The following is an 18,608-nucleotide window of genomic DNA, read 5'->3' on the forward strand; positions in this document are numbered from 1 at the left end:
TTTCACAAATTTTAAGACTTGAATTTATCATTCGGACAAAATATACCGTAACTTTGTTATATGAATGTGCTGGAAAGACTAATGGGCTATATTGAAAAGGAGCATTTGTTGATGCCTCATGATAAAATATTGCTTACGGTGAGTGGGGGGAAGGACTCGATGTTAATGGCACATTTATTTGCAAAAGCAGGGTATACGATTGCTATTGCACATTGCAATTTTCAATTAAGGGGGGCGGAATCGGAAGCGGATGAAGCTCTAGTCAGAAAATTTGCAGTGGAAAATAATGTTCCAATATACGTGAAGCACTTTAATACACAAGCTTACGCAAAGGACCATCAGATTTCGATTCAAATGGCGGCACGGGAACTTCGTTATGCTTGGTTTGAGAAATTGCGACATGAGCTGCAGTTCGACCGAATTGCAGTAGCTCAGCATCTGAACGATCATATCGAAACGGTACTCCTAAACCTTTCACGTGGAACCGGTCTCCAAGGACTCCAGGGTATTTTCCCTATCAGAGAGCGTATCATCCGACCACTGCTTTTTCTGAAGGCAAGCGAAATTGAACATTTTGTGAATATGTATGGGATTGCTTATCGAGACGATCAATCCAACTTTTCAACAAAATATGCACGTAATAAAATAAGGATTGATATCATCCCACATTTTAAAAAACTTCAGCCAGATTTTGAAATGGTCTTCGAGCAGAATATCAATCATTTTAAGGAATCTTACCAGCTGTTGCAGCAATTTGTGGAGCCCATTCGGAGAAAACTGTTTTACCCTATAGATGAGGGTTGGGGAGTTCGGAAAGAAGATCTGGAACCCTATATGGATAATTTGCCTTTGCTCTATGAGCTGTTTTCGGCTTTTAATTTCTCAAAGCCGGTGCTAAGTGATCTTCAGCAAGCTTGGTCAAGAGAATCGGGGCGTATTTTTCAATCCGATGCCTACCATATGCTCCTGGATAGAAATGAACTTTTTATTCGTGAAAAGGAATTTATTTCACCCGATGAGGCTTTGATCACCTCTGAAACTTCAACTGTGGAGTGGAAGCACTATTGTTTTCATGCCAATGTTTCTGCGGATCTAGCTATTGTCAAAGCGAGTGGGGTTGCAAAGCTGGATTATGATGTATTGGTTTTTCCGCTTACGATTCGTTCGTGGAAAGTTGGCGATAGCTTTTATCCTTTAGGTATGGAAGGGCGCAAGAAGTTGAGTGATTTTTTTATCAATAAAAAGATCAGCTTATTTGAAAAGGAAAATATTCCGATCGTGGTGAATGGAAATGGAGATATCCTTTGGGTAGCCAATTATCGCATGGACAATCGTTATAAAATTACCGCCAATACAAAAAAAGTCCTTACTTTAGTTTGCAGAACTGATTAACAAGAAAAATTGTTGCTGCTAAAAATGATGGAATGATCCTGAATGATATAAAATCTATTGAAGCAAAAATGATACTAATGAGGAGTTCAAATAATAAGAGACAATGGTGCGAAGTCTCCAAATTAATAGCTAAATCTTAAGTAAATGAAAGAAGGTGTACTCTATTCGGAAAATCAATATTTAGGTCGTGACCGCGTTTGGATCAGTGTGCGTTTAGTGCTCGTACTTTTTTGCTTTACGGCATTTTATTTGAATTTAGACCATTTGATATCGAGCCAATTGTTCTTTATTGTAGGAGTAGGTATTATCATCACGTCTATTGTCATGATGTATATGGTATTATTCCGTACGGAAGTATTTCAAGACCATATACTTATTAGTGGACTATGGTCTACTCGAGTCGTCAAAATCGATCTTGCTTCTATTAAAAAAATAGAGAAGGCGCCATATAGCACATTTTTTTTCAATAATCCAGTTTATAATCTGCATACAAAGGGAAAGATTAAATTCTTTGCTGGCGGCAAAAATGCAGTTTTTTTAACGGATAAAGATGGTCTTACTTATGTGTTGGGTACACAGCGCCAGGAAGAGCTTTATCGAATTATTATGGAAACAAAAGCGCGATTAGGAAAGTCTTAAAATTTGTTAATAAATTCTTATCTGACATTTTAAAGACAACAGTTTATCGAGTTATTGGTTAAATTTGAGAAAATAGCAACGAATTAACTATGGCATTTTTAAAATTTATACTTATTACATTCGCTGTTTACTTTGTAGTAAGATTCTTATTTAGATTATTTTTACCGTTTGCAATGCGTAAAGCAGCTGAAAAGTTGATGAAAAAAGCGCAACAGCAGGGTGGAGCATACGGTAGCCAAGGATCAGGCGGTACCTTTTATTATGAATTTAATGGTCAAGGGCAACAGGAAAGTAAAAGGTCTCAGCCCGAAGGTAAAGTACATGTCGATTACATTCCACCCAAAGAAAGCCCTGAACGTAAAGGAACTGAAACCGCTGGTGAGTTTGTGGATTTTGAGGAAATAAAATAATTTTTAGCAATCCAAATAGCGTATCTTTGTGCTATGTGGCTGAAGCAACTTTCTGTTCTAAATTTCAAGAATTACTCGGAATCATCTTTGGAATTTCTCCCCGAGGTAAATGCGTTTACAGGGAATAATGGTGTTGGTAAAACCAATCTTTTGGATGCGATTCACTATTTATCACTCTGTAAAAGTTATTTCAATCCAATTGATTCGCAGCATATCAAATCAGGCAATGACTGGTTTATGGTACAGGGTGAATTTGATAAAGAATCCAATAGTGATTTCATTTCTTGTAGCCTTAAAAAAAATCAGAAAAAGCAATTTAAAAAAAATAAAAAGGATTATCCCCGACTGGCTGATCATATCGGCTTATTTCCTTTGGTCATGGTATCCCCAAACGATAGCATCATTGTCACAGATGGGAGTGAAGAGCGTAGAAAGTTTGTGGATAATGTGATTTCCCAAACAGATAATAAATATTTAGATACCCTGATTATTTATAATAAGTTTTTAGCCCAACGTAACAGTCTCCTTAAACAAGCACGTCAAACCAGTGTATTGGATCTTGGCCTAATCGAAATTCTCAATTTTCAACTTGAAGAAGTTGGAAATATTATTTTTCAAAAAAGAAGGTCTTTTATGGAGGAGTTTCAGCCGGAGTTTGACCGACACTATCGGTTCCTCACCGAGGATGCAGAGTCTGTTCAATTACACTATGAATCGCCTTTAATGACAGATTCGTTTCTAAATATTTTGGAGAAGAATTTGGAACGTGACCGTATGCTGGAACGCACAACGCAAGGAATACATAAAGATGATCTGATCTTTACCATTCACGGTGGAATGCCCTTAAAGAAGTTTGGTTCTCAGGGCCAACAAAAATCTTTTCTAATTGCTTTGAAGCTTGCACAATATTCTTATCTCCAGCAGAAAAAGGGTTTTAAGCCCTTACTTCTTTTGGATGACATCTTTGATAAACTTGATGATCGCCGTACACACAAATTGATGCAGATGGTTTCAGAAGATGATTTTGGACAGATTTTCCTGACAGATACGGATTCCGTGAGAATTCAGCGAATCTTTGACGAAATCAGCCGACCTGTTCGTATATTTGATATTGAAGGAGGACAAGTCAATGTATAAGAAGCAAACTAAAAAAAGCCTAGAATTCATTCGGTCAAGCGACGATATGACAATTAAGGAGGGGGTTGAGCGTCTTCTTGAGGCTTATAAACTACGAAGAAAATTTGATGAAACTTCGATCGCATCTGTTTGGCCTCAATTGATTGGTAAAGCTATTGCTAATCGCACACAGCAGCTATATGTTCGTGATAAAAAACTGTTCGTACGTGTAGAGTCTGCTGTTATTAAGAATGAATTGGCGCTTATGCGAAGACAAATTCTAGGAAGGGTAAATGAATATGTAGGTCACGTCATTATTGAAGAAGTCGTGATTTTATAAAACCTCCTTTCATGTTAGATCAGCTCTTTCAAGATTTTTTTCCTATTTCTGAGGCTAGTTCCTTAAAACTTTTCTCAAACTTCGAGCGTATTGAATTAAAACGAGGGGAATATCTGATCAAGGTGGGCGATTATTCTTCCAATCTGTTTGTGATAGAATCCGGATTAATCCGTCAATATGCTTGGTCAAAAAAAGGAGAGTTTACGCAATGGATAGGTACAAGGAATCATTTTGTGACAGATCTTGCTTCTTTCATTTTTGACAAGGCTTCCATATGGAATTTCCAATGCGTTAGCGATTGTACGGTATACCGTTTGTCAAAGTCCGATTACCAGCGAATGGAATCCGAAATTGTGGAATGGAATAAATTTGAGAAGGCTTTTTTGGCAAAATGCTTTTGTACTATGGAGCAGCGAATCTCAGATTTTATTTGTCTAACAGCGGAAGAAAGATATGTCCAATACTTTGAACAACATAAATTATTATTTCAACAAGTTCCCCTTCAATATATCGCCTCCGTGTTGGGTATGAGCCCAGAAACCTTGAGTCGTATTCGAACAAAAATAAGTTCTTGATAAAAGTCAAGAGCGAGCTGCCTGCCTTTTTCTAGTTTTGTCTTGTAGCTGTTAACGAACAGCCTGCTTAATCGAACACGTAACCAAAATTTTGTGTATTTATACATTTATATGGTTCATATTAAGCTTGGAGTAGTTTGTTTGCAGTTGTAATAATTGAAATTAAGATAAAACTAGAATAGCATCACATGTGCTTTATCGTTATTTGAAGACAGGTGAAGAAGCTTGAGCTATTTTGTCATTTCAGCAATAAAAAAACAAAATGAAAAAGATTGAAACGAGTATTCTCATTGATGCAACAGCAGAAGAGGTTTGGCAGGTATTAATTGAATTTAAGGCTTATTCCCAATGGAGCCCAACAATCAAACAGTTTGAAAAGCAACCGGTAGTCGGAAAACGCTGCAAAGTCCTTTTAGAACAACCAAACGGATTCAAGATCAAAATGAATCCAAAATTCCTGTCTATTGAACAGCATAGCGAGCTGCGCTGGAAAGGAGATTTATTCTTTCCAGGTATTTTTGATGGCGAGCATTATTTTAGGTTAGAACAAGTGGGAGCTTCACAAGTTAGATTTGTCCAAGGTGAATTTTTTTCTGGATTGCTGGTTCCTTTTCTGGGAAAACTACTGATAGAAACAAAGCGCGGATTTGAACTTTTCAACATAGCGATAAAAAGGCGGGTGGAGTATCGTTCTTAACTTTCCACAGAGATCTGTTAGTATAGTTTATTTATAAACACGATATTTAGCGAATTTGTCGATGAATGTTATCTTATACACATTTTTATGTGTATAACCCCCTAGTTTTACACATTTTGTTACTTTTTTGAATCCTTTCGGTTTGCGTTATTAACAATTCGATGTTGATAAGTGGTCGGTTATACACATTTTGTGTTAATATGTCCATGTCAACAGACTGCTTATTAACATTTCTTGTGTTAATAAGTAGTCTATTTTGTTGATAAGTATGTTGATGGAGTAGTTTATGCACAAATTACCAACAATGCTGCTGCTGGGAATTTTGCAAATAGTTAATAAGGGGAGTTTCTATTGAAAGTTGGTTTTTTTATAGGAATTGCTCCAAATCACCTTTTCCTTCACGAATAACATCAAAAGTTCCTTCGGTAACATCGACCACGGTAGATGCGACATTATCGCCATAACCGCCATCTATAACAGCATCAACTAGATCTTCGTATTTTTCGTGAATTAATTCAGGATCAGTAGAATACTCAATAATTTCATCTTCATCGTGAATGGAGGCTGTCACAATAGGGTTGCCTAATTGTTTGACTATTTCACGAACAATATTATTGTCTGGGACACGGATACCCACAGTCTTCTTTTTGGAACTTAGGAGCTTAGGGACTTTAGTTGTTGCATTAAAAATAAAAGTAAAAGGTCCAGGTAAGGCTTTTTTTAATACGCGGAAAACGGAGGTATCGAAGGATTTTGTGTATTGCGAAATATCTGTTAAATCATAACATATAAATGATAGATTTGCTTTTTCAGGCTTTAGCCCTCTAATTTCACATACTCGTTCTATGGCTTTTTGTTGCGTGATATCACAGCCAATACCATATACGGTATCGGTAGGGTAGATGATTACACCACCACGTCGAAGAATATCAACCGCCTGTTCTATTGCCTTGGGGTTGGGGTTGTCGTTATATATCTTAATAAGCATTTTCTATTGTTGTTAAGTACCTGAATTAGGTTTGATCTCAAGCCCTATTGAAGGATGCCAATTGGGCAATGGTTACTATCTGTCTTCAGATACGCTATATCTAAAAGAACAACAGCCAAAATATTTTGTTTTGGCTGTTGTTCTTTATATTAAAATTCTGCGTTTTTCGGTGTGCGTGGGAACGGAATGACATCGCGGATATTGGTCATTCCTGTCGTGAATAAAACGAGGCGTTCAAAACCTACGCCAAATCCAGAATGTGGTACCGATCCAAAACGGCGTGTATCCAAGAACCACTCCATTTCTTCTGCGGGAATACCAACTTCAGCCATACGATCAAGTAAACGATCAAGATTTTCTTCACGCTGCGAACCACCGACCATTTCACCAATACCTGGGAAAAGAATATCCATGGCACGTACGGTGTTTCTTCCTTGCGCATCCGGCTCATTTTGCTTCATATAGAAGGACTTGATTTCGCGTGGATAGTCTGTTAAGATAACAGGTTTCTTGAAGTGTTTTTCAACCAAATAGCGTTCGTGTTCCGATTGTAAATCTGCCCCCCAATCATCAATTAAATATTTGAATTGTTTCTTTTGGTTTGGTTTGCTACGCTTTAATATTTCAACAGCATCGGTATAGGTAACGCGTTCAAAATCGTTTGTTAATACGAAATTTAATTTCTCAACAAGGTTTAATTCTGAGCGTTCTGCAGCGGGCTTGGATTTTTCTTCTTCCAACAAACGATTTTTGAGGAACTCGATTTCTTCTGGACAAGTTTCCAAAGCGTATTTGATGACATATTTCAGCAAAGCTTCGGCCAAGTCCATATTGTCTTCTAATTCATAGAAAGCCATTTCGGGTTCGATCATCCAAAATTCGGCTAAGTGACGTGTTGTATTTGAGTTTTCCGCTCTAAATGTCGGACCGAACGTATAGATGTTTCCAAATGCCATGGCACCAAGCTCACCTTCCAGTTGTCCCGATACCGTAAGGTTCGTCGATTTTCCAAAGAAGTCTTCCTTGAAATCGATATCTCCATTTTCTTTGCGTGGCGGGTTTTTTAAATCCAGGGTTGTAACCTGAAACATTTCTCCAGCACCTTCCGCATCCGAACCTGTGATGATTGGTGTATGCATGTAGACAAAGTCGTTTTCCTGAAAAAACTTATGTACCGCAAATGCTAAAGCATTACGCACCTTGAATACCGCATTGAATGTTCCGGTACGGAAACGCAAATGCGCAATTTCACGTAAAAATTCTAAGCTATGCTTTTTAGGCTGTAATGGATATTTTTCGGGGTCAGAGTCGCCAATAATGCTTACCTCGGTAGCTTTAACTTCAACTTTTTGCCCTTTACCCAATGATTCTATCAATTGACCTTTTACGCGGACTGCTGCTCCAGTGGTGATACGTTTTAAGATATCTTCAGGTGTATTTTCAAAATCGACAACTGCTTGAATATTATTGATTGACGAACCGTCATTGATTGCTATAAACTGATTGTTGCGGAAAGTTCTTACCCAACCTTTAACAACGACCTCTTTGCCAAATTCTGTGGCATTCAATAGTTCCTTTATTCTTGTGTGTTCCATCTTAATTTTTGGAGATTGACTTGTAAAAGATGCTTTGTTAAAAAAGCAATACAAAAATAAGCTATTCTGTTGGTTTATTGGCTATAAATGTTGATTTAATTCACTTTATGAAGGTTCGTTAACCTCATAAGGAAAATATATTTTGAAATAAAGACAGGTGAAAACTCAAACATTGGGAAATGGCACACAGCTCGTTTTGCTATGGAATATAGGTTTGCTAAGAAGAGAACTTTTTGTTTGTGTCGCGAACGATACGAAGATTAGAAACAAAAAACGCGGACTAGTTATAGTCCGCGTTTTTTGTTATGATGATTAAAGGAATTAACCTTTCAATACTTTCGTTACCAATTCAGCAGCTTCTTTCAATAAGATTGCAGAATAAACTTGTAAACCGGACTCATCAATTAATTTTTTCGCTTCTTCAGCATTTGTACCTTGAAGGCGAACGATGATTGGAACAGGGATGTTACCGATTTCGCTGTAAGCATCAATTACACCTTGAGCAACACGGTCACAACGAACAATACCACCGAAGATATTAATCAAGATCGCTTTTACGTTAGGATCCTTTAAAATGATATTGAAACCAGCTTTTACAGTTTCAGCATTTGCAGTACCACCTACGTCCAAGAAATTTGCAGGTTCACCACCAGCTAATTTGATGATATCCATTGTAGCCATTGCTAAACCAGCACCATTTACCATACAACCTACGTTACCATCTAATTTAACGTAGTTTAGGTTTGATTCACCAGCTTCAACTTCTGTTGGATCTTCCTCCGTTACGTCACGCATAGCAGCGTAATCTGGGTGACGGTATAAGGCGTTCTCATCAAGATTTACTTTCGCATCAACTGCTAAGATCTTGTCGTCTGAAGTTTTTAATACCGGATTGATCTCAAACATAGAAGAGTCTGTAGAATCGTATGCTTTGTAAAGAGCGGCAACAAATTTCACCATTTCTTTATGCGCAGCACCAGAAAGACCAAGATTGAAAGCAATTTTACGTGCTTGGAATCCTTGTAAGCCTACTTTTGGATCGATTTCTTCTTTGAAAATCAAGTGTGGTGTTTTTTCTGCAACTTCTTCGATATCCATACCACCCTCTGTAGAGTACATAACAATGTTACGTCCTTTAGCACGGTCTAATAATACAGACATGTAGAATTCTTTTGTTTCGCTCTCGCCAGGATAATAAACGTCTTGAGCTATCAAAACTTTGTTTACTTTTTTACCTTCAGGTCCAGTTTGAGGCGTAACTAATTGCATGCCAATGATGTCAGTTGCTCTTTGTTTGACTTCATCTAAGTTCTTAGCCAACTTGACACCACCACCTTTACCACGGCCACCAGCGTGAATTTGAGCTTTAACAACAACCCAATCAGAATTGTAGTCTTCTTTCATTTTTTTGGCCGCTTCCACAGCTTGCTCTGGAGTATCTGCTACGATACCTTCCTGTACGCGCACACCAAAGCTCTTTAGTATTTGCTTTCCTTGATATTCGTGAATGTTCATTTGCAAAAATATTTGGCGTAAAAATATAATTTTTTGGGGGATAAGACAAGGGATAAGTTGCTCTTTTATCTATTTTTTGACATTTAGGCAAAATAAAATGGCTGGAATAGAGAAATAACAGCTTATTTATTCAAACGCGTGGTATCGTAAATTTATTTATCTTTGTCCTATGATGTTACATGCCAAAGGAATTCACAAAGCTTATGGGTCATTACCAATTTTAAAAGGTGTTGATATCGCTGTTGAAAAAGGGGAAATTGTCAGTATCGTTGGTGCCTCAGGAGCTGGTAAAAGTACGCTGTTACACATCATTGGTACATTGGATAAAGCCGATCAGGGGTCGGTATTCATAAATGGTGTTGATGTTCAAAAATTGAGTGCTAAAAAGCTGAGCGCCTTCCGAAATGAACATATTGGCTTTGTTTTTCAATTTCACCATTTGTTGCCCGAATTTACCGCATTGGAAAATGTCTGTATTCCTGCTTTTATCCAAGGAAAAGGAAGATCTGAGGCAGAAGCTAAAGCAAAGGAATTGTTGGAATTGTTGGGGGTTTCTCACCGTATTGACCATAAACCGGCTGAAATGTCGGGTGGTGAACAACAACGTGTTTCTGTGGCCCGTGCCTTGATCAATGATCCTTCCATTATTTTGGCAGATGAACCTTCAGGTAATCTCGATTCGGAAAATGCTGCCGCTTTACATCAATTGTTTTTTGATCTTAGACATAAATTTCAGCAGACATTTATTATCGTTACCCATAATGAGGAGCTTGCCCGAATTTCGGATCGAACGATTCATATGCGCGATGGGTTAGTCGTGTAACAGTAATCCGGATTATAACTATATTTTTAATGAAGAAAATACTCATAACTTTCGGAACCAGACCTTTGGCGATGCGTATCGCGAAAAGACTTGGTGCTGATTTCGAAATAGTATATGCAAGTTCAGAAGATATTCCCGAATTGCTTTTAGCATCGGGGAAATATGCGAAAATTCCGAAAGGCCTTCTTCCAACTTTTGCACACGAGGTACTCAAATTAAGCTTAGACCAACAGGTTGATTATGTGCTGCCTTTAGGTGGTTTTGAACTGGAACCATTGGCTGCAGCCAAAGTTTTATTTGAGGAATATCAGATTTCAGTTCTTGTCCCCGATAAGGATCTGCTTGAAGCTATTCCTGTTATGGAAAATCCACCAGCTGATTTGCCTTATAGACTTCTGTCCAAGGGCAACGATTTATTGAACTCAGCGACTTTCGAAAGATCACTGGATGGATTGTTTGTTGCTTCGGATTCCGGGGAGGATTTAGCATTAATTTGTGTGTCCAAATAGAATCTTATTTTTGTGGTTAGTGTCATTAAGGTTTTAACCCTGTCGACACAGCCCTTAATTTTAAGCTTTTACATATCATGATGTTCCCAGAAGAAAAAAAGGTATATGTTTTTGAATTAGATGACGTTGTTTTTCCTAAAAAGGATTACTTACTTCAAGTATATTATCTTTTTGCTAATTTTATAGAATTTACAGAGACTGTTCCGGCTCAAGCAGATTTGGTTCAATTTATGAAAAATCACCTCGAGCATCAAGGTGAGAATTTATTGTTCGAACATGCGCAGCAAACTTTTGGATTTGATCAAAAATATAAGGAGAATTTTGAGCGGCTTCATGTCAATGCAATTTTGCCGCTACGGTTACATTTGTTTGATCATATTCATACGCTGTTTAGGCAGTTAAAAGCCGCAGATAAACATGTTTGTATTTTGACGAAAGGAAATCCGCTAGAACAACTCAATAAAGTCAAATTTGTGGATTGGGGTGAATATGGGGATGATATAAAAGTTTACTTTAAGGATGAACTTGTTTTTAGGGGAATTGATCCATTGGAGTTCCTCGCCGATGAGTTTACGGTAGACACGACCGCAATTCAATTTGTAGACTAACTTTACAGTCAGTATCTTTGTTGAATCTACCAACAATAATTGTTATTAAAGTCGTTTTCGATATTGTTGAGAAAAAATTATGATTAGGGATATAAAAGCCCTATTTTTATATAAAGCCCTTGGATTTATGAATAAAGTGAACAAGCCTGCCACGATTAAAGAAATTGCCAAGAAGCTGAAAATCAGTCCTTCGACGGTTTCTAGAGCATTGAATGATCATCCTAGTATTGGATTGGTAACAACAATGCGCGTAAAAAAAATGGCCGAAGAATTGAATTATGAACCCAATCAAACGGCTATATTCTTCAAGCAGCGTAAAACTTTTACGATTGCTGTTATCTTACCGAGTTTGTCTGAACCATTTTTTTCTTTTGCGATCAGTGAAATTGAAAATGTTGCGTCAGAACACCGATATACTGTTTTGATGGGACAATCATTGGACGATCCTGATCGAGAAGAACAGATCTTGAAAACATTTAAAAACCATCGTGTCGATGGGATTTTGATGTCTATAGGGAAGAAGACGACCAATTTAGAATTCATTGAGAAATTGGAAGCGTCTGGTATACCGATTGTCTTCTTTGACTGTGTACCTAGCTTACCCAATATCAATAAAGTACAAAGCGATCTTTCTACGGGTATGAACGAAGCTGTGGATGCTTTTGTCGCGCGTGGACATAAAGTTATTGCACTTGTAAATGGGCCCAAAACCTTGCCGGCTAGTGAAGATCGAAAAGTAGCTTATCTATCCGCCATGAAAAGGAATGGTATGGATATTCTAGAAAAGAATATCATCGAAACAGACCTGAGTACGGAAGGAAATGAAAAGGCTATGGATAGTATATTTGCGATGTCTGAGCGACCTTCTGCAATTATATCTTTTAATGATTTCGTTACACTTGATTTGATGAAAGCGGCCAGACAAAAGGGGCTTGTCTTAAATCAAGATATTTTCTTTATTAGTTATGCCAACTATCCGTTATGGCAATATATGGAAAATCCGCCAATGGGACGCATCGAGCAATTTCCGGGAATGCAAGCGCGTAAAGCGGCTGAAATTTTATTTGAACGGATTGACAACACCGAAATTGTCGATCAACAGATCGTCTTTAAGTCAAGGTTGGTTATGTAGTCGCCATTGCTAATCGGTCATAAAACTAAAAAGGGGAAAATCGTTAGATTTTCCCCTTTTTAGTTTTATTTGTTTTAATACTATAAGTGAATGACTTCACCATAAGCATCAGCACAAGCTTCCATAATCGCTTCACTCATTGTTGGGTGAGGATGGATCGTTTTAATCATTTCATGACCTGTTGTTTCCAGTTTGCGGGCAACAACAACTTCTGCAATCATTTCTGTAACATTGGCTCCGATAAGGTGTGCGCCTAGGAACTCACCATATTTAGCATCAAAGATAACTTTAACAAAGCCATCTTTCGCACCAGCAGCTGACGCTTTTCCAGAAGCTGAGAATGGGAATTTACCAACTTTAATTTCATAGCCAGCTTCTTTCGCCGCTTTTTCGGTATAACCTACAGAAGCAATTTCTGGGGAGCAATATGTACAGCCTGGGATATTATTGTAGTCGATAGGTTCAACATGTAGACCTTTGATTTTTTCCACACAAGTGATCCCTTCTGCTGAGGCAACGTGAGCCAAGGCTTGGCCTTTAACAATGTCACCGATCGCATATACACCTTCGATGTTTGTTTTGTAGAAATCATCTACAACAACACGGCCGCGATCAGTTATTACACCAACCTCTTCCAAGCCGATATTTTCGATATTTGGAGCGATACCAACAGCCGATAATACAATCTCTGCTTCGATAACTTCAATACCTTTTTCAGTTTTGATAGAAACTTTGCTCAACTCACCTGTTGTGTCAACGGATTGAACTTCAGATTTCGTTAAGATGGTGATACCTTGTTTCTTTAAGCTTTTCTCTAATTGTTTTGAAATTTCTTCATCTTCAACAGGAACGATTCTATCCATAAACTCTACGATAGTTACTTTTGTTCCGATTGCATTATAGAAATAAGCGAACTCAACACCGATAGCACCTGAGCCAACTACAACTAAAGATTTTGGTTGTTTAGGAAGAGTCATTGCCTGACGGTAGCCGATGATTTTTTTACCATCTTGAGGTAAATTAGGCAATTCACGTGAACGTGCACCAGTCGCTAGGATGGTATGTGTTGCCGAATATTCTTTAGTAGAACCGTCTGCACCTTTTACATCGATTTTACCACCTTTTTTAATTTTTGCAGTTCCATTGATGACGTCGATTTTATTCTTTTTCATCAAGAACTGAATACCTTTACTCATTCCTTCAGCAACCCCGCGACTTCTTTTGACAATAGCGTCAAAATCAGCCTCACCACCTTGAACATTGATGCCGTAATCAGCGGCATGGTTTAAATATTCAAATACCTGAGCACTTTTCAATAATGCTTTTGTAGGGATACAGCCCCAGTTTAGACAGATTCCGCCTAATGATTCGCGTTCAATAATCGCTGTTTTGAACCCTAACTGAGCGGCTCTAATGGCAGCAACATACCCGCCTGGACCACTACCGATTACAATGATGTCGTAATTCATATAAATAAATATTCTGTAGTTGAGTGTTATAGCTTCAAATGACAAAATCTGTGAAGCATATATTCATTCAAAAGTACGCATTTTTTCTGATGAATATGAACTATTTATTGTAAAATTGGCGGTTTCTGATAAAACACTGTCGCTGTTTCTAGCTGAATGTCACATCCTGGTCAAAGGGGGAAAAATAATAGTTAAAGCGTTTTTAGAGTCTTATTTTTGAAGTTCACAATACACAGTTTATCATTATGTTAAGAATATTCAGACAGATCGCCCTGTGGGAAGCAATCTCCACCATTTGCTTGTTTTTTATTGCCATGCCGTTGAAATATTTCGCGGGAATCCCCGAAGCAGTCAAAATAGCCGGTTCCATTCATGGCTTCTTTGTCGTTATCTTCGTCGTTATGCTGATCATGTCAACTGTAGAATACAAGTGGCCTATATTAAAGGCCGTGAAATATTTCTTGGCTTCTTTGATCCCTATTTTTGGCTTTTGGGTAGAATTGGATCTTAAAAAAGAAATTGAAGGAAAGAGACAGAAATCATAGTTTGTTGAAAAAACGCAAATGCATAAATTTTTGCAAAGGGTTAGGTAGGGGAGAGATACACCAAATTAATAAAGACAGGGGAGATGTTTAATCATCTCTACCTGTCTTCTCAATCCCCATATACGCATAGGTAATGCTATCTTTTCCATGAGGAGCTGGATTGCCATCTTCATCCAGGTTGACAAAGACCAATTTATCGATCGATAGAATTGTTTTCCTGGATATTTTATTACGTACCTCGCAGCGCATCGTTAACGATGTTGTTCCAAAATTGATCGCTTCAATACCCAGTTCGAGAATATCGCCTTGCTTGGCTGAGCTTACAAAGTTTATTTCTGAAATAAATTTCGTAACCACTTTGGGATTTCCTAATTGAACGATAGCATAGATGACCGCTTCTTCATCAATCCATCGTAATAAAGTTCCACCAAATAATGTTCCATTGGGATTTAGGTCTTCGGGTTTGACCCATTTTCTTGTATAAAAATTCATCGTGTATAGGTATTTATGACAAAGGGGAAAAGTTTCCTTTTCCCCTTGAGTATTCGATATTTATCACCTAAGCGTGTATTGCTCTGTTCGCGGTTGCTGCAAGTGCTGCTTCTTTGATTGCTTCAGTATAGGTTGGGTGTGCATGGCAAATACGAGCGATATCCTCTGCAGATGCGCGGTATTCCATAGCTACAGTAGCCTCACCAATCATATCTGCCGCACGTGGTCCAATCATATGTACGCCTAATACCTCATCAGTAGTAGCGTCAGCTAGGACTTTCACAAAACCATCTGTGTCACCCGATGCTTTTGCACGACCAGAAGCTTTGAACGAGAATGATCCAGCTTTGTATTTTACACCGGCCTCTTTAAGTTGCTCTTCAGTCTTTCCAACAGAAGCAACTTCAGGCCAAGTATAAACAACACCTGGAATCAAATTATAATCAATATGTGGTTTTTGACCTGCAATATATTCTGCAACATAGACACCTTCGTCCTCAGCTTTGTGTGCCAACATTGCTCCAGTGATCACATCACCAATTGCGAAGACTCCTTGTACAGCTGTTTCCAGATGGGCATTAACAGGGATTTTCTTACCTCTTTCTTCTACTGTGATGCCGATATTTTCTAATCCTAAGCCTTCAGAATATGCGGTACGACCAACGGCTACGATACAATAGTCGCCTTCTAAAGTGACTTCTTGTCCTTTTGGATCTTCAGCAGTTACTTTTACGACTTTACCTTTTGCGGAAGCTCCGGTCACTTTATGGCCTAAATAGAACTCCATGCCCAATGATTTTTTCAAAACACGTTGTAGTTCTTTTCCTAAGCCACCATCCATTGTACCGATGATAGATTTTGCAAATTCAACAACAGAAACTTTTGAACCCAAACGAGCATAAACAGAACCTAGTTCCAAACCTATCACACCACCACCAATGACAATAAGGTGTTTTGGAATCTCTTTTAGGTTAAGTGCTTCGGTTGAGGTAATGATTCTTTTTTTATCTACAGGTAGGAAAGGCAATGAAGTCGGTTTCGATCCCGTTGCGATAATTACATTTTTACCAGTGATCTGCTCTGTCGAACCATCTGCTTTCGTTATTTTGATGGTGTTTTTGTCCACAAATGAACCCACACCCTGAAAACTGTCAATTTTATTCTTCTTGAATAAGAAGGTGATACCGGCAGTATTTTGGGCAATGACATCGTCTTTACGAGCAATCATCTTTGCCATGTCTACTTTCAGGTCTTTTAAGTTGATGCCAAATGCATCAAAATTATGCGCAGCATTGTGGTAATGCTCCGAAGAATCTAAAAGCGCTTTTGAAGGAATACATCCAACGTTAAGACAAGTACCACCAAATGTGCTATATTTTTCAATAACAGCTGTTTTTAATCCTAATTGGGCGCAACGGATAGCTCCTACATATCCGCCTGGACCACTTCCGATTACAATTACGTCGTATTGCATTGATTACGTTTTATTTTTTTGTACCACAAATTTAATGATTATTAATGGGATAGGAAATCAAAACTTACGATTTGTGGCCAAAGGCCCTTACTTTACATTTTTTTGATAAAAGAAGGGAAATTATGCACCGTAGGGAGAAATGTAGTGATGCCTGCCTGGGTATAAATCAAAAAAGGATATTCATATTTTGAATATCCTTTTTTATTTGATTATTGTCTCGTCCTGAAATATCGATACACAAAAAAAATCGTTATGGAAGAAGGAACAAATTATGTAAAGCGGACTCAGCGTGATTACACTTTAACATTGAAGCTGAATGTCGTTAAAGAGATTGAATCGGGGAAATTGACACTCTCCCAAGCACAAAAACAGTATGGCATCCAGGGAGATAGCACTATTCGCAATTGGTTAAAAAAATATGGTAACTTTGATTGGGAGAATCAAATACCATCCAATATGGCAAAGTCACCAGAACAGCGCATTTTAGAACTTGAAGCCAAAGTCAGACTGCTGGAGAAGCAAAAGGCTCAACTTGAGCATCAGAATCACATCGCTGATTCCAAAGCGATCATCTTTGACATGATGATCGATATTGCAGAAAAAGAATATAAAATCGACGTAAGAAAAAACTTGAAACCCGCGCAATCAATCGTTTCCGGCAAGAAAAACAAGAAAGCCTAAGTTTTACTTGTGGATTGTTCGGGTTAGACAGGCAGGTGTATTATCGAAGGATCAAACGTATAGCCAGGAGCCAGGGTATAGCCGGGAAAATTGTGGACTTAGTTCATGAAATACGCACTACCCAGCCAAGAATAGGTACACGGAAACTTTACCATATGTTGGCAAGGGAGCTACGGGCATTAAAGGTGGGTAGAGACAAATTCTTTGATATTTTACGCGCCAACCATTTGTTAATTACACGTAAAAGAAGCTATCATACGACCACTATGTCACATCATAGATTTAGAAAATATCCGAATATTATTAAAGAAGTGGCTGTTTGCCGTCCCAATCAGGTTTGGGTAAGTGATATCACTTATATAGGAAAGCGAGAAAACCCCTGTTACCTGAGTTTGGTTACAGATGCCTATTCGAAGAAAATTGTTGGCTTTGAGGTCTCACAGACCATGTGCACACCGCATGTTGTAAAAGCACTAAAAATGGCACAAAAACAAAGAAAAACAAACGAGCCGTTAATCCATCATTCCGACAGAGGAGTACAATATTGTGCAGAAGAATACCAATATTACCTAAGCAAGTACCAGCTCAGTTGCAGTATGACAGAAAACTCTGATCCTTATGAAAATGCCATCGCTGAACGAATCAATGGTATACTCAAACAAGAGTTCATGATTGATACCTATCATTTAGATCTACATTTGATGAAGCAGATCGTAGCTGAAGCAATCGATATCTATAATAATGACAGACCACATTGGTCTAATCATATGCTAACTCCAAATCAGATGCACATGAAATCAAACATGAACTTCAGAACTTATAAAACAAAAAACAGTAGCAACCTATCGGCTACTACTGTTTAAATTATTTATTTTTAATCACTGAAAACCTGTATCGATTTTTCAGGACTAGTCATATTATTCTGCAACAATTTTTCCTTGCATGACACCATAGTGACCAGGGAAGCTACAAATAAACGTATAAACTCCTTTTTCAAGTGTAAAAGTGATTTTATCAGTTTCTCCAGGTCCCAATAATTTTGTGTGGGAAACAATTGAAGATAAAGCTGATTTTGGAATATATTCGTCTGCAGCAGCTGCAGCAGCCTCAGCACCAAAAGTTGGAAGGTCAACACCTGGTTTTAGGATAACTACGTTATGTCCCATGGACTCTTTTGGCATAGTACCTGCATTTTTGAAAGATAATTCTACTGGCTCACCCGCTTTTACACGGAATAGATCCTTATTATATTTCATTTGATCGTTACCTTCTAAAGATAAGCTGTTGGAAATAGCTACGTTTTCAATACCAGGCACTGTTTCTGTTGCTTGGCTTTCTGTTGAAGTTGTCGCTTCTGTACTAGTTGATTTTTCAGACTTGTCACTGTTTCCACCACAAGACGCAATTGATAAAGCAACTGCAACTGCTGGTATCATAAAAAGTTTTTTCATTAGAATGATTGTTTGTTTATCTTTTATTTATTGTAGGCATTTCCGCAGCCTTTAGCGGTTTAGTGATGAAGTTATGACGAACGTAATTCCTTTTTGGATGCACGTTCATGAGAAATAACATCAAACATCTTGATTATGTTCTAAAATTAATGATTTC

21 protein-coding genes are annotated in these 18,608 nt (G+C 38.0%); 14 read left to right on the top strand and 7 right to left on the bottom strand.

All coding sequences use genetic code 11. From position 1 onward, the window contains the following. Positions 1 to 60 precede the first annotated feature (60 nt). The 7 genes from tilS to ACLCDV_RS03885 all read left to right on the top strand — a co-directional run bounded on the left by tilS (position 61) and on the right by ACLCDV_RS03885 (position 5,169). On the top strand, positions 61 to 1,392 hold the full coding sequence (gene tilS, locus ACLCDV_RS03855; RefSeq protein WP_411972946.1) for a tRNA lysidine(34) synthetase TilS: 1,332 nt from the start codon (positions 61 to 63) through the stop codon (positions 1,390 to 1,392). 144 nt (positions 1,393 to 1,536) lie between these two features. After that, complete coding sequence (locus tag ACLCDV_RS03860) at positions 1,537 to 2,031, top strand: hypothetical protein (RefSeq protein WP_317668386.1); 495 nt, start codon at positions 1,537 to 1,539, stop codon at positions 2,029 to 2,031. Between the two features lie 89 nt (positions 2,032 to 2,120). After that, positions 2,121 to 2,441, top strand: a complete 321-nt coding sequence (locus ACLCDV_RS03865) for a DUF4834 family protein (RefSeq protein WP_088160261.1) — start codon at positions 2,121 to 2,123, stop codon at positions 2,439 to 2,441. Positions 2,442 to 2,474: 33 nt separating this feature from the next. Beyond that, positions 2,475 to 3,578, top strand: a complete 1,104-nt coding sequence (gene recF, locus ACLCDV_RS03870) for a DNA replication/repair protein RecF (RefSeq protein ID WP_317668385.1) — start codon at positions 2,475 to 2,477, stop codon at positions 3,576 to 3,578. Beyond that, positions 3,571 to 3,897 (top strand): DUF721 domain-containing protein, encoded by a 327-nt coding sequence (locus ACLCDV_RS03875; protein WP_070560660.1) that lies wholly within the window; start codon positions 3,571 to 3,573, stop codon positions 3,895 to 3,897. Before recF ends, ACLCDV_RS03875 begins: the two co-directional genes overlap by 8 nt. An 11-nt stretch (positions 3,898 to 3,908) precedes the next feature. Then, positions 3,909 to 4,472: a Crp/Fnr family transcriptional regulator gene (locus ACLCDV_RS03880; protein ID WP_317668384.1), complete on the top strand. Its 564-nt coding sequence runs from the start codon at positions 3,909 to 3,911 to the stop codon at positions 4,470 to 4,472. 262 nt (positions 4,473 to 4,734) lie between these two features. Then, positions 4,735 to 5,169, top strand: a complete 435-nt coding sequence (locus tag ACLCDV_RS03885) for an SRPBCC domain-containing protein (protein ID WP_317668383.1) — start codon at positions 4,735 to 4,737, stop codon at positions 5,167 to 5,169. A gap of 367 nt (positions 5,170 to 5,536) precedes the next feature. Here ACLCDV_RS03885 and ACLCDV_RS03890 read toward each other — a convergent pair whose 3' ends face one another. The 3 genes from ACLCDV_RS03890 to sucC form a co-directional block, all read right to left on the bottom strand. Beyond that, positions 5,537 to 6,157 carry an L-threonylcarbamoyladenylate synthase gene (locus ACLCDV_RS03890; protein WP_075991081.1) on the bottom strand — a complete coding sequence of 207 codons (621 nt, stop codon included), beginning with the start codon at positions 6,155 to 6,157 and terminating at the stop codon, positions 5,537 to 5,539. A 149-nt stretch (positions 6,158 to 6,306) separates the two neighbouring features. Beyond that, the gene (gene asnS, locus ACLCDV_RS03895) at positions 6,307 to 7,752 is read right to left on the bottom strand and encodes an asparagine--tRNA ligase (protein ID WP_317668382.1); all 1,446 of its coding nucleotides are present in this window, start codon (positions 7,750 to 7,752) and stop codon (positions 6,307 to 6,309) included. 321 nt (positions 7,753 to 8,073) lie between these two features. Next, on the bottom strand, positions 8,074 to 9,267 hold the full coding sequence (sucC, locus tag ACLCDV_RS03900; RefSeq protein WP_077437873.1) for an ADP-forming succinate--CoA ligase subunit beta: 1,194 nt from the start codon (positions 9,265 to 9,267) through the stop codon (positions 8,074 to 8,076). Between the two features lie 172 nt (positions 9,268 to 9,439). Here sucC and ACLCDV_RS03905 point away from each other — a divergent pair, with 172 nt between their 5' ends. From ACLCDV_RS03905 to ACLCDV_RS03920, 4 genes are all read left to right on the top strand, one after another. Next, positions 9,440 to 10,090, top strand: coding sequence for an ABC transporter ATP-binding protein (locus tag ACLCDV_RS03905; protein ID WP_411973927.1), 651 nt, complete (start codon positions 9,440 to 9,442; stop codon positions 10,088 to 10,090). A 29-nt stretch (positions 10,091 to 10,119) separates the two neighbouring features. Then, positions 10,120 to 10,599, top strand: coding sequence for a hypothetical protein (locus ACLCDV_RS03910; RefSeq protein ID WP_317668381.1), 480 nt, complete (start codon positions 10,120 to 10,122; stop codon positions 10,597 to 10,599). 77 nt (positions 10,600 to 10,676) lie between these two features. Next, complete coding sequence (locus ACLCDV_RS03915; RefSeq protein WP_286896827.1) at positions 10,677 to 11,207, top strand: HAD family hydrolase; 531 nt, start codon at positions 10,677 to 10,679, stop codon at positions 11,205 to 11,207. Positions 11,208 to 11,334: 127 nt separating this feature from the next. After that, positions 11,335 to 12,339, top strand: coding sequence for a LacI family DNA-binding transcriptional regulator (locus ACLCDV_RS03920; RefSeq protein ID WP_286896824.1), 1,005 nt, complete (start codon positions 11,335 to 11,337; stop codon positions 12,337 to 12,339). Positions 12,340 to 12,419: 80 nt separating this feature from the next. On the opposite strand, the gene lpdA (ACLCDV_RS03925) is transcribed toward ACLCDV_RS03920, so the two are convergent. After that, on the bottom strand, positions 12,420 to 13,808 hold the full coding sequence (lpdA, locus tag ACLCDV_RS03925; RefSeq protein WP_411972947.1) for a dihydrolipoyl dehydrogenase: 1,389 nt from the start codon (positions 13,806 to 13,808) through the stop codon (positions 12,420 to 12,422). A 245-nt stretch (positions 13,809 to 14,053) separates the two neighbouring features. Between lpdA (ACLCDV_RS03925) and ACLCDV_RS03930 the strand changes: the two genes are divergently transcribed. Then, on the top strand, positions 14,054 to 14,353 hold the full coding sequence (locus ACLCDV_RS03930; RefSeq protein ID WP_046674086.1) for a DUF3817 domain-containing protein: 300 nt from the start codon (positions 14,054 to 14,056) through the stop codon (positions 14,351 to 14,353). Positions 14,354 to 14,440: 87 nt separating this feature from the next. On the opposite strand, the gene ACLCDV_RS03935 is transcribed toward ACLCDV_RS03930, so the two are convergent. Then, on the bottom strand, positions 14,441 to 14,845 hold the full coding sequence (locus ACLCDV_RS03935) for an acyl-CoA thioesterase (RefSeq protein WP_075991086.1): 405 nt from the start codon (positions 14,843 to 14,845) through the stop codon (positions 14,441 to 14,443). Positions 14,846 to 14,912: 67 nt separating this feature from the next. Further along, positions 14,913 to 16,319 (bottom strand): dihydrolipoyl dehydrogenase, encoded by a 1,407-nt coding sequence (lpdA, locus tag ACLCDV_RS03940; RefSeq protein WP_317668378.1) that lies wholly within the window; start codon positions 16,317 to 16,319, stop codon positions 14,913 to 14,915. A gap of 252 nt (positions 16,320 to 16,571) precedes the next feature. Between lpdA (ACLCDV_RS03940) and ACLCDV_RS03945 the strand changes: the two genes are divergently transcribed. Together ACLCDV_RS03945 and ACLCDV_RS03950 are read left to right on the top strand one after the other, a co-directional pair. Beyond that, positions 16,572 to 17,000: a helix-turn-helix domain-containing protein gene (locus ACLCDV_RS03945; protein WP_289011629.1), complete on the top strand. Its 429-nt coding sequence runs from the start codon at positions 16,572 to 16,574 to the stop codon at positions 16,998 to 17,000. Positions 17,001 to 17,014: 14 nt separating this feature from the next. Next, positions 17,015 to 17,863, top strand: coding sequence for an IS3 family transposase (locus tag ACLCDV_RS03950; RefSeq protein WP_411972948.1), 849 nt, complete (start codon positions 17,015 to 17,017; stop codon positions 17,861 to 17,863). Between the two features lie 54 nt (positions 17,864 to 17,917). On the opposite strand, the gene ACLCDV_RS03955 is transcribed toward ACLCDV_RS03950, so the two are convergent. After that, positions 17,918 to 18,451: a plastocyanin/azurin family copper-binding protein gene (locus tag ACLCDV_RS03955; protein ID WP_075991088.1), complete on the bottom strand. Its 534-nt coding sequence runs from the start codon at positions 18,449 to 18,451 to the stop codon at positions 17,918 to 17,920. Positions 18,452 to 18,608: the final 157 nt, after the last annotated feature.

It is taken from the genome of Sphingobacterium sp. Lzh-3, assembly GCF_046764375.1.
Taxonomy (GTDB): Bacteria; Bacteroidota; Bacteroidia; order Sphingobacteriales; family Sphingobacteriaceae; genus Sphingobacterium.